Annotated in this window: 16 protein-coding genes; 7 read left to right on the forward strand and 9 right to left on the reverse strand. The window is 52.8% G+C overall.

Going from position 1 to position 16,233, the window contains the following annotated elements:
- Positions 1-26 precede the first annotated feature (26 nt).
- Positions 27-1,007, reverse strand: coding sequence for a transcriptional regulator FtrA (ftrA, locus tag D5366_RS06695; RefSeq protein ID WP_141492806.1), 981 nt, complete (start codon positions 1,005-1,007; stop codon positions 27-29).
- Positions 1,008-1,093: 86 nt separating this feature from the next.
- Here ftrA and D5366_RS06700 point away from each other — a divergent pair, with 86 nt between their 5' ends.
- Entirely contained in the window at positions 1,094-1,501 is a 408-nt protein-coding gene (locus D5366_RS06700) for a rhodanese-like domain-containing protein (RefSeq protein WP_141492807.1), read from the forward strand.
- A 7-nt stretch (positions 1,502-1,508) separates the two neighbouring features.
- Here D5366_RS06700 and D5366_RS06705 read toward each other — a convergent pair whose 3' ends face one another.
- Together D5366_RS06705 and D5366_RS06710 are read right to left on the reverse strand one after the other, a co-directional pair.
- Entirely contained in the window at positions 1,509-2,219 is a 711-nt protein-coding gene (locus D5366_RS06705) for an NADPH-dependent F420 reductase (protein ID WP_141492808.1), read from the reverse strand.
- Positions 2,220-2,222: 3 nt separating this feature from the next.
- Positions 2,223-2,816 carry a cupin gene (locus D5366_RS06710; RefSeq protein ID WP_141492809.1) on the reverse strand — a complete coding sequence of 198 codons (594 nt, stop codon included), beginning with the start codon at positions 2,814-2,816 and terminating at the stop codon, positions 2,223-2,225.
- A 146-nt stretch (positions 2,817-2,962) separates the two neighbouring features.
- Here D5366_RS06710 and D5366_RS06715 point away from each other — a divergent pair, with 146 nt between their 5' ends.
- From D5366_RS06715 to D5366_RS06725, 3 genes are all read left to right on the forward strand, one after another.
- Positions 2,963-3,685 (forward strand): AzlC family ABC transporter permease, encoded by a 723-nt coding sequence (locus D5366_RS06715; protein ID WP_141492810.1) that lies wholly within the window; start codon positions 2,963-2,965, stop codon positions 3,683-3,685.
- On the forward strand, positions 3,685-3,984 hold the full coding sequence (locus D5366_RS06720; protein ID WP_205839573.1) for an AzlD family protein: 300 nt from the start codon (positions 3,685-3,687) through the stop codon (positions 3,982-3,984). Before D5366_RS06715 ends, D5366_RS06720 begins: the two co-directional genes overlap by 1 nt.
- A 77-nt stretch (positions 3,985-4,061) precedes the next feature.
- Positions 4,062-5,126, forward strand: a complete 1,065-nt coding sequence (locus D5366_RS06725; RefSeq protein WP_141492811.1) for an oxidoreductase — start codon at positions 4,062-4,064, stop codon at positions 5,124-5,126.
- Positions 5,127-5,189: 63 nt separating this feature from the next.
- On the opposite strand, the gene D5366_RS06730 is transcribed toward D5366_RS06725, so the two are convergent.
- Positions 5,190-7,946 (reverse strand): DUF4175 domain-containing protein, encoded by a 2,757-nt coding sequence (locus D5366_RS06730; protein WP_141492812.1) that lies wholly within the window; start codon positions 7,944-7,946, stop codon positions 5,190-5,192.
- Positions 7,947-7,954: 8 nt separating this feature from the next.
- On the reverse strand, positions 7,955-9,301 hold the full coding sequence (lysA, locus tag D5366_RS06735; RefSeq protein WP_141492813.1) for a diaminopimelate decarboxylase: 1,347 nt from the start codon (positions 9,299-9,301) through the stop codon (positions 7,955-7,957).
- A gap of 184 nt (positions 9,302-9,485) precedes the next feature.
- Between lysA and D5366_RS06740 the strand changes: the two genes are divergently transcribed.
- The 3 genes from D5366_RS06740 (at position 9,486) to D5366_RS06750 (ending at position 11,376) form a co-directional block, all read left to right on the forward strand.
- Entirely contained in the window at positions 9,486-9,881 is a 396-nt protein-coding gene (locus D5366_RS06740; RefSeq protein ID WP_141493880.1) for a cytidine deaminase, read from the forward strand.
- A 66-nt stretch (positions 9,882-9,947) separates the two neighbouring features.
- Positions 9,948-10,409 (forward strand): glycosyltransferase family 2 protein, encoded by a 462-nt coding sequence (locus D5366_RS06745; protein ID WP_141492814.1) that lies wholly within the window; start codon positions 9,948-9,950, stop codon positions 10,407-10,409.
- Entirely contained in the window at positions 10,381-11,376 is a 996-nt protein-coding gene (locus tag D5366_RS06750; protein WP_141492815.1) for a discoidin domain-containing protein, read from the forward strand. The genes D5366_RS06745 and D5366_RS06750 overlap by 29 nt, the downstream gene beginning before the upstream one ends.
- A 57-nt stretch (positions 11,377-11,433) precedes the next feature.
- Here the strand turns inward: D5366_RS06750 and infC are convergent, their stop codons facing one another.
- The 4 genes from infC to D5366_RS06770 form a co-directional block, all read right to left on the reverse strand.
- A complete protein-coding gene (gene infC / locus D5366_RS06755; RefSeq protein WP_141492816.1) occupies positions 11,434-11,955 on the reverse strand; it encodes a translation initiation factor IF-3 in 522 nt (173 codons plus the stop codon).
- Between the two features lie 139 nt (positions 11,956-12,094).
- Entirely contained in the window at positions 12,095-14,038 is a 1,944-nt protein-coding gene (gene thrS, locus D5366_RS06760) for a threonine--tRNA ligase (RefSeq protein ID WP_141492817.1), read from the reverse strand.
- A 135-nt stretch (positions 14,039-14,173) separates the two neighbouring features.
- Positions 14,174-15,244: a glycosyltransferase family 2 protein gene (locus tag D5366_RS06765; RefSeq protein WP_141492818.1), complete on the reverse strand. Its 1,071-nt coding sequence runs from the start codon at positions 15,242-15,244 to the stop codon at positions 14,174-14,176.
- Entirely contained in the window at positions 15,241-16,149 is a 909-nt protein-coding gene (locus D5366_RS06770) for a glycosyltransferase family 9 protein (RefSeq protein ID WP_141492819.1), read from the reverse strand. The genes D5366_RS06765 and D5366_RS06770 overlap by 4 nt, the downstream gene beginning before the upstream one ends.
- Positions 16,150-16,233 lie beyond the last annotated feature (84 nt).

Genomic DNA, 16,233 nt, shown 5'->3' on the forward strand with positions numbered 1-16,233 from the left:
TATTGCGCTTACCCCGCCGGGTGTCTTTATGGGGCGTCCCGGCGGGTAAATTGCTTTCTGTAGCCGCTTGGCGGAATGCCAACATATTTTGAAAAATGAAGCCTGAGATTGTCGGCACTGCCAAGGCCGACGGCGGAGGCAATTTGCTCCATGGGTAAAATGGTAGTCTCGAGCAGGTCTTTAGCGGCGGCAACGCGTTGGGAAATGAGCCAAAGCCCAAAGCTTGATCCAGTCGATGCCCGGAACTGACGGGCAAGCGTTCTTTCGCTGACCATAGCAAGCTGTGCCAGAGACTTTACGCTCCATGGTTGGGTAAGGTTTGCACGAATGGTATCGAGCGCTCTGGCAAGGTGATTATCCGGCCGGGCATTTACAGGTTTTTCTATGAACTGCGTCTGGCCACCATTGCGGTGAGCAGCAACAACCATTCTGCGGGCGACTTGGTTGGCAATCTCCGCACCAAAATCCTGCCGTACTACATGTAGCAGCATATCAATCCCGGCAGCTGAACCAGCCGATGTCAGCAAACGGCCATTATCAACATACAAGACGTTGGGATCTACGAGAACAGCCGGGTAAAGCACTTGGAGGCGCTGGGCATACCGCCAATGCGTTGTGGCCCTTTGACCATTGAGCATACCGAGGGCTGCCGGCAAAAAAGCGCCCGAGCAAATCGTAACGATACGGGCACCCCGGTGGTACGCGGCAAGGAGGGCGGTGCTGAGTTTTTCAGAGGGAGTGTTGCCGCTAGTGTTCCAGCCCGGAATTACAATGGTGCTGGCGTGCTCAAGCACTTCAAGGCCTGCACTTACGTTTACACCAAAGCCTGCATTGGTTTGCACCAGTCCGGGGTGTTCGGCACAAACGGTAAATTTGTACCATTCCGCGCCCAGTTCGGGGCGGTCCAAGCCGAAGATTTCGGCGGTAATGCCAAACTCAAAAGCGCACAAACCTTCATAGGCGAGAGCGACGACAAGGCGATTCAACGAGGGACGCTGGTTTGGCATGATCCTCATGTTAATTGGCTGGAAAGCCGGTGGCGAGGGGGATCATTCTCGGGACAATATTATTCGTTACTTAAGGAAGAAACGTGATGAATAATGTCCTTAGCACTGCACCAGCTCCCTCTGTGGAGGCTGCGCGGCATTTTGCAGATATTTTGGCTTATGAAACAGATTGCTGGGACACGCATGATGCACTCCAGAAGCCTGCACCTGGTTTTGTTCTGCTCGACGTGAGGGCGCCGGATTTATTTGCTCAAGGGCACATTGCGGGAGCTATTAATATGCCGCATGGCAAGATTATCGCGTCCAAGATGAATCTTTGGCCGGAAAATACGTTGTTCGTTACTTATTGTGCGGGCCCGCACTGCAACGGTGCTGCACGGGCCGCTTTGAGGTTGGCTAATTTGGGACGGCCGGTAAAAATGATGGCTGGCGGCGTGACCGGCTGGTTAGATGAGGGGTTTTCTCTTCAAAAGGGCGACGGCAACGGTCTTTGACCGAAAGTCATAAGCCCAAAGCACGTTTCAACCCTGCGCGATCTTCTTTTACTTCGAAGCCCGGATGGCCTGATTGGAATAGGGTCGCTGTTGCGAGGTTCCCCGTCAGTACCGGGTCAAAACCCATTTCTTGGGCGAGGCTTTGGACCGTATGAACGGCTTCGGGCTGGTCACCGGCAATAGGAATCGCAAGGAGCGGGGCTGGCCGGGCAGCCTCCGCACCGAGTACCGACATATCAATGGAGTTAAATGCGCGCACCAGATATGCGCCGGGGAAGAAACTCTGGCTCAGTCGTCCAATTCCCTGGGCATCGGCTTTAGCGGCCAAGCTGCCATCACGGAACCAATAGGCGTTGGTCGGGTCGATAAGCGTCTTCCCGCGCAGTAGGGGGGCAAGTTCTTGCCCGACGGATGGCAGCGCTTTGTAAGGCACAGCAAGCAGAACAATATCGCCGAAGGTTGCAGCGTTTTGCGGCGTACCTGCTGAAGCAAGAGAGCCGAGTGCACTGGCGGCCGATTGTGCTTCTTCAATGTGCCTTGCTGAAAACATAACGGGATGCCCTGCCTTAACCAGCAGTGAGCCTAGAGTTTGGGCTACGGTGCCAGCACCAATAATACCAATTTTGCTCGGGGTGGCGGCCAAGGCCCGGGTCGTTACCGAGCTGATTAGAGCGAGCGCGGTAATTTTTTGCAAAACTGCACGACGGTTCATCATCATTAATCACCCATAATGCCAGTCATGAGGAACAGGGCCATTGGCACCGCAAACGGGGTCGGTGCCGGGAAAGGGCAAAGCAGCCAAGCGTTGGAGCTGCGTGGTGCTGGGAGCTTGCCGGACAATGTCAAAACTTTGGTTGGGAGGGTAGGCCCCGACAACGCCGAATTGGTCGTTTGCACTGATTTTCATATGGCCAGTCCCGGCGGGTAAAAGCACGATGTCTCCGGCGTGAACCGACACTTTTCGCGCTCCGGGGCCGCCTAGCATGAGTTCGGCCGAGCCGCCGTAAATACCTAAAACCTCGTGACCTTCTGTATGGTAATGATGGAAAGGATAGACCCCATTCCGCCATTGCGGGGGCCACCCGTTGGTCTGAAACAGTTCTTCGAAAGAGCTGGCAGGGTCTGCTTCACTGATGCCGAGTGCATTGCGGTAGAGAATGACCGGGAGCTTCTGGTTATTGGGAACCCAGCCATTCGTGGTGAGCAGAAATGTTTCCGTATCAACGGGCGTGCCTTGAGCAATTGCACGCGCGACGTGTCCGCCAAGAGATAGGCCGAGGCCAGCGAGAACGGCGTTGAAAAAACGACGGTGCATGCCATTCTCCTATTCTTCTGGCGCACGAAAGTGATGCTGCACCCTGTCACGGGTGAAATGTGCGCTCTATTAAAAAAAATGGTAAGAATTCCTCACGAAATCGTGTTTGGCTTGCTGAAAAAGAGCCAACCGATATACACACGCGCATGTCTGATAACGTCACAGTGCACTCGGCCTCAGATGGAGGCTTTTGGTCGGAATTTTTGCGTGGGGTGCGTACCTCACTGCCGGTTATTATTGGCTTTATACCGTTCGGTTTGTTGCTTGGTCGGCAGGCTGTGCAGCATGGTATGACTATGCTGAGTGTTCCGCTTATGACGGGCCTTAATTATGGTGGCGGGTCGGAGTTTGCCGCGGTCAACCTTTGGACAAGCCCATTACCGGTTGCGCTGATTATTTCTGTAACGCTGCTTATAAATTGCCGTCACATTTTGATGGGGGCTGCACTCGCGCCGTGGCTCAAAGACGTGCCACGTAAGCGCGCAGTTTTGTGGCTTTTCCTCATGTGTGATGAGACATGGGCAATCTCTCTTTCAGACACACAAAAAAGGCAGAGATTTAGCTCAGGTTACTATTTTGGCGTCGGGTGGAGCCTGTATGTGACGTGGATCGTCAGTACGTTTTTAGGGGCGTATTTAGGCGGCAGAATTGGTGACCTAACCCAGTACGGCTTTGATATGGCATTTCCGGCCGTATTCTTGGTCATTTTGCGCGGCATGTGGAAAGATCACCGCATGTCCCTGCCATGGGTTGTAAGTTTATTGGCTGGTGTTTTGGTCTATCGTTGGTGTCCCGGTGCTTGGTGCGTGCCCGCTGGCACAGTGGCCGGCGCTGTGACGGCAGCGTGCGTTGTGAGGGGAGTAGAATAATGGACCGTGACACTCTCCTGACTATCCTTGGTATGGGCCTGACCACATATTTGACGCGCATTGGTGGTTACGTTCTGCTGGGTGGGAAAACGCTCTCTCCCCGTGCAACGGCCATGATGGATATTATTCCCGGCTGCGTGCTGATTTCCGTTCTGGCACCGAGTTTTGCAACCGGCAGATGGTTTGACCTGGCCGGACTGGGTATAACGGTATTGGCTGCAATGAAATTACCTTTGCTGCCGACTATGGCAATAGGTGTGATTAGCACGGGCTTTCTGCGCGCCGTTTTTGCGCCGTAAGCACGACTAGGCGGTTCGGCCTTATTTGCCGCTATGCAATACCCTCTATAGTCTGCGCGGTGAGTACAGGAGGTAATATGCTTCAGGAAGCACCGTTCCGGACGGCCCTTATAGGCTATGGGTATGCTGGGCAGACGTTCCACGCCCCGTTGATTACGGCAGAACCAAACCTAAAACTTGTCTGTATCGCTTCGCGCCAGAAAGAGAAGGTCCAGTCAGACTATCCGGGCGTTACGGTCGTGTCCGACCCGCTTGCGGCGGTGACGTCGGAGCATGTTGATTTGGTGGTTATTGCATCACCGAACGATACACATGCAGCTTTGGCAAAGGCGGCGTTGCAGGCTGGTAAGCATGTTGTCGTTGATAAGCCTTTTGCGTTGGACGTGGCCGAAGCGCGTGACGTTGTAAAGGCTGCGGCAAGCAATGGCCGTTCGCTCACGGTCTTTCACAACAGGCGCTGGGATAGTGACTTTCTAAGCATTAAGCAGATTATTGATGCGAAAGAGATCGGAGAGGTCACACATTTCGAATCACATATCGATCGTTTCAGGCCTGTTGTGCGCGATAGGTGGCGTGAGGGCTCGGGGCCTGGTGCGGGTATTTGGTTCGACCTTGGCCCGCACTTGATTGATCAGGCTTTGCTTTTATTTGGTATTCCGGAGCGCGTGACAGCGTCTTTAGCTCAAATGCGTAAAGGTGCTTTGTCGGATGATTGGGCTCACGTCGTTTTGGAGTACAACGAGCAGCGGGTTATTTTGCATGCGAGCATGCTTGTTGCGGGCGGTTCTCCTCGATTTATCGTTCACGGCACCAAGGGTAGCGCTATCAAAGCGAAGCCAGATGGGCAGGAGGCACAGCTCTTGAATGGCCTGCGCCCCGGCGCGCCGAATTGGGGCTGCGACGACGATACGATTCAGGTCCATGATGGACAGGGGGGCGTATATCAAAGGCCTGCTACCTCTGGCGATCAAGGCCAGTTTTATAAGCAGATTGCTCTTGCCTTGAACGGCGGCGCAAATCCCGTTCCGCCTTTGCAATCGGTTGGTGTTATGGCCGTTTTGGAGGCGGCAATTCATTCAGCGCGAAGCGGTAAAAGCGTGAAGCCAGAAGTATCTGATTTGGAGCGATCCGCCTGGGTTTAAGTACTGGCATGGTTGTGCCAATCCCCCTATTGGCAGCCATGCGGGGGATTAGAGGTTGCGCCTTTAGAATGATTTGAGCAGGCGTTGAAGGTAATCTAACTCACTTTGTGGGCGTGTGCGGTCAGCGGCACGACGGCGAAGTTCCTGCTCGATATCGCGAGCACGGTCGCGGGTATTTTTATCTGGTATGTGCGCATCGCTGTCTTGCCCGTCATGGCCTTCACCCATGCTGCGGCCAAGCGGGTCCTGATTTTTGCCTTGTGAAGGCTTACCCGCCCCGCTCTGGCCAGAGCTTGAGCCGCTCCCTGAGTCATCATCGTCATCATCATCTGGATCGGAAGAGCCAGATTGGTCACCGTTCCCTTGAGATTGCTGCGAAGACTTTTGGGAGCCATCAGGCTTATGACTGGGGGGCGAGGGGGGAATAAAGCTGAGCTTGCTCTGACCGTCACCTGAGGATGATTTTTGGTTTTTCTGCATTTGCTGGTTGGCCTGTTTGAGGTCGTCCAGCACTTTTTGCTCAGCTATGGCCGCATCTTGGTCATGTCTTTCCGCAAGAGCATGACGCGCAGTAAGCATATCAGCTTTTGCTTTATCGAAAGCTTCAGCTTTTTTGCCGGTCGTATCCTGAGTGTGTTGCCCAAGAACACCGTCTAAAACCGTTAAGGCACGCTGTAATGCATGGTCTTCGCGGCGTTGAGGGGCCTGCGATGCGACGGTTTTCTCATCCACTGGTAGCGTCTGAGACGGTTTATTGTTGCTGCTGCTGGCGGGGGGTTGCATGCCAAGTTGCTTCAGCAAATCCTCGGTCGACATTTTGCTAATGTCTGTTGGCTCGTCATCTTGCGTCGATTGGGCTGCTTTATGCGCTGCAGAGAGGCGTTGCTGTGTATGATCCAGCAATTCTGTTTCCCGCCGAATAAGATCCCGCAGCGCAGAGCGGTCGAGCCGTGCTTCGGCTTGTGCTTTCATCGTTTGGGCAAGGTTAAGCACGTCTTCCGGTCCTGCCTGCCGCATGTGCTCAGCCATATCTTCCATGTCTTGCAGGGTTTTGAGCGCATTTTCCGCTTGGCCCTGCATTGCTTGGGAGTGGAGCTGCGCTAGTGGCGCGGAAAAGGGGTCGGAATTTGCCGCACCGGAACTCGGCATAATGACGCCCGTCTCCGCAGCGCGCTTAAAGAGGAGGCTCATTCGGTAAGTGAGGGCTGATTTGAGGGCATCTGTAAGGTTTTGCAGAGTCTTCTGCGCTTCGAGCGATGCCATTCCTTGGTCGGTAGCGCTGAGATTATTTAAATATTGGCGTAATGCCTCTTCCGCAGCCCGCACAGAGGCCGCCGCATTTGCTGTTTCAGGGCCATCATGCTTGAGGTCTTCGACGTAAAGAGCGAGGTTCCATAACGCACCTGTTATAGCCTCTGCGTGTTCAGGCGCGTTGGGTGTAAAGTCGGGCAGGTGCGTTGCCAGCAATGTAAGTGTGGTCAATACAGGGCGAGATGACGGTGCTTCAGTCAAAAGAAATAATTCTTTTGATGCGTCCGCCGGTGTTTCTTTACCGAGCATAAGCCGTGCCCGTAGAGCGACGAGAGCTCGGGCTAGCGGGTCAGTGAAGTGTCGGGCGCCAAGACGGAAGTGTACAGTCTGGCTTTGGGATTCTTTGCCAGAGACGCTTTTGGCATGAAGGGTGGCAGCTACTTCCATCCCCGCTAGAGGGTCGTCTGAAAGGTCCGGCTGTGCCGTGCCGGCTGCGGATTTAGGATGTTGGTTAAGGGGAATCCTCACGTGTCGGGCGGCGCCGAGGCCGTCGGGGGCGGTAATAATGGCTTCAAGGGATTCTATCCCGTAAGGCTGCTCAACCTTCCATGGTAGAGCGGTACGCCACGACGGATCATTTGTGAGGGTATCACGGAAGGGGCCCGGTTTGCCGTTCCAACGGACAACAGGTGCAGGGTTGGGAGCGATGCTGATAGGCCATGATCCAATGCTCCGGCCACGCACACTCAAACGCAGTGTTCGGGTATTGTGCAGTGTGGCCTGTAATTTCCAGCTTCCTGCGCCTAAGGTTTCAAGCCCGGTAATTGCTGCACCGTGCAGTCGGGGCTGCCCGGAAGCGTTGCTTACAACAGCTGAGAAGTGCGCGCCTTCTGGAAGTGGTGGGATGGCTGATGAGTTTTGATTTAAAAAAATTGGTGCACCAGGCGCGTAAGAAGGAAGATCGACCCATGCTTGCAGCGTTGGCATGGGTGTATCGGCATCGTCCTGCCCGGGGACATACCCAGCCCAAAGGCGCGATGGGCCGTGTGAGCCAGCCACGGCAAAGCTGATAATAACTGCGGCAACAAGCCCAGCAGATAATTTACGTGTTTGGGTCGTAATCCGTAGCTTTGGGAGGCCAGCTTTTAGAGGGCCAATGCGCTGTAGTGTTTGTTGGATATGCGTGACCCAGAGTGCATTTTGATCTGCTGATGTTCGGTCTGTTGCAGGTTTGTCCTGCAGCGTCAGCAGAGGGTTATGTGCAAGCCCGGATGCGAGCTCAATGCGCCGATCAACCTGTTCCGCGTTTGCTTTTGGAATGCACCGCAATTTCAGCCATAAATAACGGATAACGGCAATAAAAAGCCCAGCTTCCAGCAAGAAATGTAGAATGTCGGGGAGGCTCTGAGGCAATCTTAGTAAGCATGAAATACTGTAAATGCCGAGCAGTATTGCAGGGTATTTGAAGGCAGGGAGCGCACGCTCAAACCATATGACACGTGCGGCTCGTTGCCGAACGCTGCTTAGGTGGCGTAATTGCTTTGGGGTTTGGGGCGTGCGCTCAGTCATGGAAAATTTTAGAGCCAGTCCGGCAAAGTTTCAGCGGCGATTAATTCAGCTATGCTCTGCCGCTTGCGTATACAGCTCCAGCGACCGTTATCGACTAGTGCCTGTGCCACAAATGGACGCGAGTTATATGTCGAGCTCATGACGGAACCATAAGCCCCGGCATCAAGAAAAGCGACCAAGTCACCGCGTTGTAGTTTGGTTGGGAGTGGACGGTTACGGGCAAAAACATCGCTGCTTTCGCATACAGGACCAACGACATGCCATGGTTTGAGCGTGTCATGTGCAAGAGTGGGGGAGACGGGTACAATTCCGTGCCATGAATCGTACATGGCTGGGCGCGCCAAGTCGTTCATCCCACCATCAACAATAAGAAAATCGGGCGTTCCACGGGCGGGGTTTCCCGCTTTGGTTTCGATAACACGGGTGATGAAAAGCCCTGTTGGTGCTGCTAACCAGCGCCCTGGCTCCAAACCAATGGTAACATCCAATCCGCCAAGCGTTTCAGCTATAACACCAGCGAGCATGTCGGGGGCGGGAGCAATTTCGTCACGGTACGAGATGCCGAGCCCCCCACCACAGTCGACAATTTCAACTGTCTGACCTTGGCTACGCAAAGCGCGGACCATCTCAGCAAGGCGCTCATAGCCCCGTCGGAAAGGCTCCGCCGCAAGCATCTGGCTGCCTAGATGCACCGCTAAGCCAATGACGTGAATGGCCCGGAATTTCTGTGCTTCCACGTAGAGAGAAAGGGCTTGGTCGTAGGCGATCCCGAATTTATCGTCTGCGCGCCCCGTTGAGATTTTATCGTGTGTTTGTGCGTCTACATCGGGGTTAACCCGCAGGGTAACGCGGATACGAAAACCATCGCTGCTGGGCGCTTCCTCAGCAAGTGCGGCTAAACGGTAGAGTTCTTCTACGCTTTCAACGTTAATTTGACCGATTCGTGCGGCAATTGCAGCTCGAAGCTCTTGATCGCTTTTTCCAACGCCAGAGAACACGATTGCTTCAGGCGCAATGCCAGCAGCCAGAGCGCGTGCCATTTCACCGCCGCTCACAATATCGACGCCGTAGCCACAATCTTTCAAAATGCGGAGCGTCGCTTGGTGATCTTGTGCCTTCATAGCGAAATGAAAGCTCATCGGAAGGTCGCGTGCTGTGAAAGCCGCTTTGAGGTCTGCCGCACGGCGCCTGAGCGTGCCTGCACCCGTTATCCAGCATGGTGTGCCCAGTTCGCGGGCAATATGCTCAACGGGTACATCTTCAAACAACAGACCATCGCGAGGATCCATCCGCAAAGAGGGGCGGCTGGCGAGAAGATCGTTGGGAGTTGGGTCGGTATAAAGGGTGCTTGTCATGACGTGGAAAGCCTATCGCACCATGAAGCCCCTTCCAAGCCATCACTTCTGTAATTAAAGGGGAATCTGTAAGCTAAACTCTTTGGTCCTGTCTCGCTCGTGGCTTTACGGTCTCAAGGGTAGCGGAAGTTATATTTTGGTCTCAGGTGACTGTGGTCAATCATGTTGAGTGGAGTTCTAGATGATGAGCGATTTGCAAAGTTTAATTAACGCGGCATTGGCGGCCCGTGAAAAAGCATACGCTCCTTATTCCAAATTCTCGGTTGGTGTGGCGTTGCGTTCAGCAGGGCAAGTTTTTAGCGGGTGCAATGTAGAAAATGCTGCATATCCGCTCGGTAGCTGTGCAGAAGCTGGCGCTATTTCCGCAATGGTCATGGCAGGTCAGGCGAATATTGAAGAAATTGTAGTCGTAGGTGGTGAAATGCCATGTACGCCATGTGGTGGATGCCGCCAAAAGCTGCGTGAGTTTGGTGCGCCAGATTTAAAGGTGCATATGGTCAATCCGCGTGGTGATATTCTACTGCAGCGCAGTCTAAGCGATCTTTTGCCGGACTCATTCGGTCCAGAGCATTTGGGCTAGTGTAGTATTTGCTTCTTTATTTTTGGTGTGTATTGTAACTTTGAATAATTATCAGGGATAAATCCAGTGGAAGATAGCACTACGAAAACTCTCTCTAGTTATTCAAAATTACCGAAGCGAATATTTGAAAATGATGGCATTTGGCCCGACCCAAAATATAAAGTCTCCTTAGTAGCTTGTGCCCGTTGGGAAGCTGGTTACATAAATGAATGGCTAATGTACCATCAATCTATTGGTATTGATCACGTTTATTTATATTGTAATGATGATGATCCTATTGCTTTATATGAAAAAGTTATTCCCTATACATTAGGGAATAATCCATTTGTAACTTTTATTCATTACCCAAAAATTGGCCTGCAATTTCAGATGTATTTCCACTTTAACCGGAATTATATGCCTGAGACCGAATGGTTTATGTTTTTAGATATTGACGAGTTTTTTTTGTATTCGCTCGTTTGTAGGAATTACGCCTTTTTTAGCTTCATTCCCAAGCGACATGGAAGCTCTTTACGTCAACTGGTGTAGTTTTGGGCATAACGGCCACAAAACGCGACCTGAGGGCAGTGTGCTCATAAATTATACAAGAAGAGAAGACGGAGTCACGCCGTTTACGAAAGTTCTCGTTAAATCAAGATCATTTCCTTACCAAGAGTTTTTCAAAAATCCGTCCCATCCGATCCAGCATGAGTATAATACTCTAAAAAAAATTAAGTCTTACAACGTTTTATCAGAAAGTATGAGTGAATATTATTCAGAGTTTCCCAAAAGCGCGTGGGATTTCTTGCATAAGCATAATAGAAGAAAGTCAATAGTCGGAAAGGCATTCATTGCCCATTACAATATTAAATCCGATGAGGATTTTGATTTGAGAGTGAAGCGTGGGTTGAAGGGCGATTACGCAGCAGAAAAAATGTGGGGTGATAAGACGGAAGAAGAAAGAAAAATGCATCACCACTGGACTAATGCCGTCGAGGATTTATGCCTGCACGACTACTGGTACAATTATCTCGCGCAAAAGGCATGGTCGACTTCGCCGTTTCCAAAGCCTCGATGGCCGCTAATTACACATAATGCGAAAGCCACGCAGAGTTCGACGCTTCACCCGTGTAGTCCTAGCGAAGATGCTGCTAAGCTTATTAACCAAGCACCCAGAGGGCATTCTCAAGCACATACAGGGTTAGAAAGCAGGCCTTGGTGGCAAATCGAATTTGAAGAGATAAAAAAAATCCACGAAGTTAGGCTTTTCAACCGCTTGGATGGTGTTTTCGAGCGGATGAATCATTTCGCGCTTTTGACATCTAGCGATCAAGAGGTCTGGTTCGAGTTTTACGAACGAACGTCTGATGAGCCGTTTGGTGGGATGGATGGAACCCCGTTCGTTTGGGTTTCTGATGAAGGAATCGTAGCGCGTTGGCTTCGAATCGAACTGCGTGGTGAGCCTAATTATTTAAACCTAGATCAGGTAGAGATTTACGGGACAAGCCTGAGCTGAGGTACAAAAAAACCTGCCCGGAGAGGGGCAGGTTTTTTTGGGAGGGCTCTTTTGCGTTTAGCGAGGAGCCATGACCATCAGCATCTGCCTGTTTTCAAGGCGAGGCATTTGCTCAATCTTAGCTTTTTCTTCGACTTCGATGCGGATGCGTTCCATCATCTTTGCGCCGAGCTCTTGGTGGGCCATTTCACGGCCTTTAAAGCGCAAAGAGACCTTTACCTTGTCGCCCGCGTCCAAGAAAGCATGAATGGCTTTGAGCTTTGTCTGGAAGTCATGCTCACCCGTACCCGGGCGGACCTTTACTTCCTTGATCTCAATAACCTTTTGCTTTTTACGAGCTTCGTTCTTTTTCTTCTGTTGCTCGTACTTGAACTTACCGTAGTCAAGAATTTTGACGACGGGTGGTACAGCTGTTGGGCTGATTTCGAGTAGGTCGAGACCAGATGCAAACGCGCGCGTTAGAGCATCGCGCGTCGACATGATCCCTTGCATTTCACCTTCCTCATCGATGAGGCGGACTTGAGGTACGCGGATCTCTTCGTTGACACGTGGTCCTTCACGTGTGGGCGCACTCTGCATCGGCGGTCTAGCTATGGTCAGCTCCTGTCGTCAGTTTCTTAACTGTGTCTCTGTCGCGCTTTCCCAAGAATGGCCTTGGGAAAGCGGCAGAACATTACCTCTCAGCACATAGTCTTGTGACACGATCCGTGCAAGAGGATTACGCGTCTTTGGTGGACAAACGTGCGAGATCGGGGGGTGTTGCCTCCGCGGAGAGTGCGCTGAGAGCTTCATCAAGCGTGAGAATGGTCTGTTGAGCGCCACCTAGGCGGCGCATGGCAACTTTGCGTTCTTCTGCTTCACGTCGCCCGACCACCAGAATTACGGGGACTCTGGCAAGGCTATGCTCGCGAATCTTGGCGTTGATCTTGTCGTTGCGTGTGTCGGCTTCTGCCTGAAGGCCAGCGGCTTTGAGGGCGCTCACAACTTCATGCGCATAGTCGGCCGCATCGGACACGATGCTTGTCACAACGATTTGTGTCGGTGCCAGCCAAAGCGGGAACTTCCCGGCATATTGTTCGATCAAAATGCCCAAGAAGCGCTCGAAGCTACCTAGAATAGCACGGTGCAGCATGACCGGGCGGTGGCGCTGGCTGTCTTCTCCGATGTAAGAGGCGTCCAAACGCTCTGGCAATACGTAGTCGACCTGCAGCGTGCCGCACTGCCAGTCACGTCCAATGGCATCTGTGAGCACGAATTCCAGCTTCGGACCATAAAACGCGCCTTCGCCGGGGTTTAACTCGTAGTCCACACCGACAATCTCGCACGCTTTCTTCAAGGCGTTTTCTGCGCGGTCCCACGTTGCATCGTCACCAGCACGGGCTTCGGGACGATCCGAGAATTTGACACGGAAACTTTCGAAGCCAAGATCTTTATAGACTTCAGCGAGCATACGAACGAATTTTGCCGTTTCGTCGGCAATCTGCTCTTCCGTGCAGAAAACGTGAGCGTCATCTTGGGTAAAACCGCGGACGCGCATGATGCCATGCAGAGAGCCTGAAGGTTCATAGCGGTGGCACGCGCCAAATTCTGCCATTCGCAAAGGAAGTTCGCGGTATGAACGCAGGCCGTGACGGAAAATTTGCACGTGGCATGGGCAGTTCATGGGCTTAAGCGCGAGTGTTTTATCTTCATCTTCCACTTGGGCGATGAACATGTTCTCGCGGTACTTGTCCCAGTGGCCCGAGGCTTCCCACAGGGCGCGGTCTACGAGTTGCGGTGTACGTACTTCTTCGTAGCCGTTTCGCTCTTGAGCGCGGCGCATGTAGTCTTGGAGGACGTTGTAAAGACGCCACCCTTTGCGATGCCAGAAAATTTGGCCGACAGCCTCTTCTTGAATGTGGAAGAGGTTCATTTCGCGGCCAATGCGGCGGTGGTCACGCTTTTCTGCTTCTTCAAGGCGAAGCAGATAGGCGTTTAGTTCTTTCTTGTCGCGCCATGCTGTGCCGTAAATACGGGTGAGCATGGGGTTGCGGTGGTCACCGCGCCAATAAGCACCTGCAACGCGCATAAGCTTAAACGCATTACCGATGTCGCCAGTGCTGCGCATGTGCGGGCCACGGCACAGATCAAGCCATTCGCCTTGGCGGTAAATAGAAATCGCTTCGCTCTCGGGTAAGTCCCGGATCAGCTCCGCTTTGAAGTTTTCACCGCGCTGTTCGAAAAATTCGATGGCAACGTCCCGGTCCCAGACTTCACGCGAGAAATCAGCGTTGGCAGCAATGATTTCATGCATCTTGGCTTCGATAGCTTCGAAGTCATCGGGGGTGAAGGGCTTGTCGCGGGCGAAGTCGTAGTAAAAACCATCTTTGATGCTCGGGCCAATGGTTACTTGCGTTTCAGGCCATAAAGACTGTACCGCCTCAGCCAAGACGTGCGCCGTATCGTGGCGGATCATCTCAAGGGCAGCATCGTCTTTTTTGGTAATGAAACGAATGCTGGCGTCATGCTCAATTGGCGTAGAAAGGTCGAGCTGCTTTCCGCCAATTTCCATGGCAAGCGCGGCTTTGGCAAGGCCCGGACCAATGGATGCCGCGACTGTCGTGCCCGTCACGGTCCCGTCGAAGGTGCGGACGCTTCCGTCGGGTAATGTGATGGCGGGCATGAGGCGCTCCTTTAAGCAGACGAAGCATTTGCCGTAGGGTTACGTCAAATGCCACAAAACAGAATGGGCTAAATGGCCTTATTCTACCTCATGCTGCAAGACCCAGCGTGAGGAAAGTCTGCGAGAAAAGTACCTTTAATGCGGGCTTGGTAGGGTAAAAGGTGAAATTTGTAGGGGGTTAGGTCGCCGCCCTTCTGCCCATCCTGCATCCAAGAAGTGAATGAGAGGCCATATCCCGTAATAGGCGTCAGTGGCGACGTCAGGATTTTCGTGCGCGTAGGCTATGGGATCGAATGCAGCGTATTCGTGGGTAGTCTCACGTTCTGAGCCACGGTGTGCCAAAAAATTATAGGGTGCGGTAATAGGAAATTGAGGGTGAGAGCCTTGCCCGAGAAGAGCCTTCACATCGAGCCCAAGCGATTGCATTCGTGCAATGACGTCAGGGGCATAAATGTCAGGTTTATCCAAGTATTCAGCCAGAAAGCCGGTGTAGTCGCGCTGAAATAAGTGCAGTAGGTGGTAGCTGGCCTGTGATGTCAGGGGGCGGTCATGAGCGATAAGGTCAAGGGGGTTTTGCCCATCGGGCGTGTGTAATTTCTGGCGAGCAAATTGCTTGATGGCTTCGTAGTTAGGGCGATTGTGAAGATGGAGGTAAACAAAGGGAGTACGCACACAGCGGTCTTTGTAACAACTTGTCGGTGCGTGAAGGCCACGGTCCAAGGTTTCGATGCTGTTTGCGTGGAAAAGTGCTCTTGGTATGTGCTGAGGGCGAAAATACCCCGGGGCATTTGGAATATTGAGTAAGACGCGATCCGTCACCAAAGTGGCAAGGTCTGACTTCAGGTTTGCAAATTCTGCGATGATCTCAGACGGGGTAACGGAAAAGCGGTCGAGGAAAAGGGCAAGAAACTCGTCGCAATCCATGGGGAGTGCAAAGTCGTAGCCGCCTTCCTTGTCCCAGTTGCGGATAATCTCGGTAAAAATAGCGCCTTTATTCAGAAAGTCTTCGTAGCGGTCGTGGGATCGGATGATTGTTACGCCGCGCTTTTCATAACGTGCTTGCACACGAAGTGTGTGTTCGTCTGTTGAGCCATTATCGACTACGGTCAGATTTTCAAAGCCGAACAGCGTGCCGTGCCAACGCAGCCAAGGTTCCAGCATGTCGGCTTCGTTTTTTTGCATCGTGACACAGCGTATTCGGGTCATGGGGGGAGTAAAGCCTCAAGCCGTTCGGGTTGAATGGTCGCCAAGTCGGGAGCGGATAGGGTCCGTGTGCGGCCCGGTGTAATGCCTAGAGGGGCAGCGAGTCGGGGGTCACTGTCTTTGCTGAAGAGCGTTATTGTGTGTGCGTCCATTGCAGCGGCAAGATGTAAAGGCCCTGTGTCGTTGCCGATCACACAGCTTGAACGATGCAACACGCCAGCAAGTTCAGTCAGTGTCGTTTGTCCGACAAGGTTTGTTGCTTCAGGGCAGGCGGCGTGTATTGCACTTCCTAAGTCTTGTTCGGCAGGGCTGCCGACGATGACGACGTGCTTTCCTTGTTGCGACAGATTCTGTGCCAAAAGGATAAAACGCTCCAAGGGCCATCGCTTTTGCGGCCGGTGCGGAGCAGCGCCCGGCACGAGTACCACATAAGGTTTTGCTATTTCGGCCCCTTTATTGGTCAAAAAATCCGGTACTGTACGGGCGAGCACGGGGATTCGCGCGTGGTGTAATTGGTCGTTCAGCCGGGCGAGGGTGTGCATATCGTCGCGGTGGGGGTTAGCGTGCAGGGCGCTGCAACCGCGTGATATTCCTGACCAGTGCAGACCGCGCGGGGCAAGGCTCCGGTAACGGGCTGAGCGTCCGGATGTTTGCAAGTCAAACACGGCGTCTTGTTTTTGAAATAAGCGCCTGAGGTGAAGAAAGCCTTGTGGGCGTCTAAGCGTCGGGCGTGAATCTATTTGAATTTCGTCAAACCAAGGGCAGCTTTGGGCCAGCTCAACAAAGGGGGGTGTTGTAAGGAGTGTAATGTGGGCGTTTGGGAATGCCGCTTTGATGGACGCAAAAGCACCGAAGGCTTGAACGAAATCCCCCAGCGCGCCGAGCTTTATAATGAGGATACGTTCCATGGCGTGGCAGGAGGCCTTATCGCGTCAATGTAAGCGACGTGTTGGGACCTGCGCGCATAGTAAGCGACGATGCGCGCAGGGATA

Source organism: Neokomagataea tanensis, from assembly GCF_006542335.1.
In the GTDB taxonomy this organism is placed as follows: Bacteria; Pseudomonadota; Alphaproteobacteria; order Acetobacterales; family Acetobacteraceae; genus Gluconobacter; species Gluconobacter tanensis.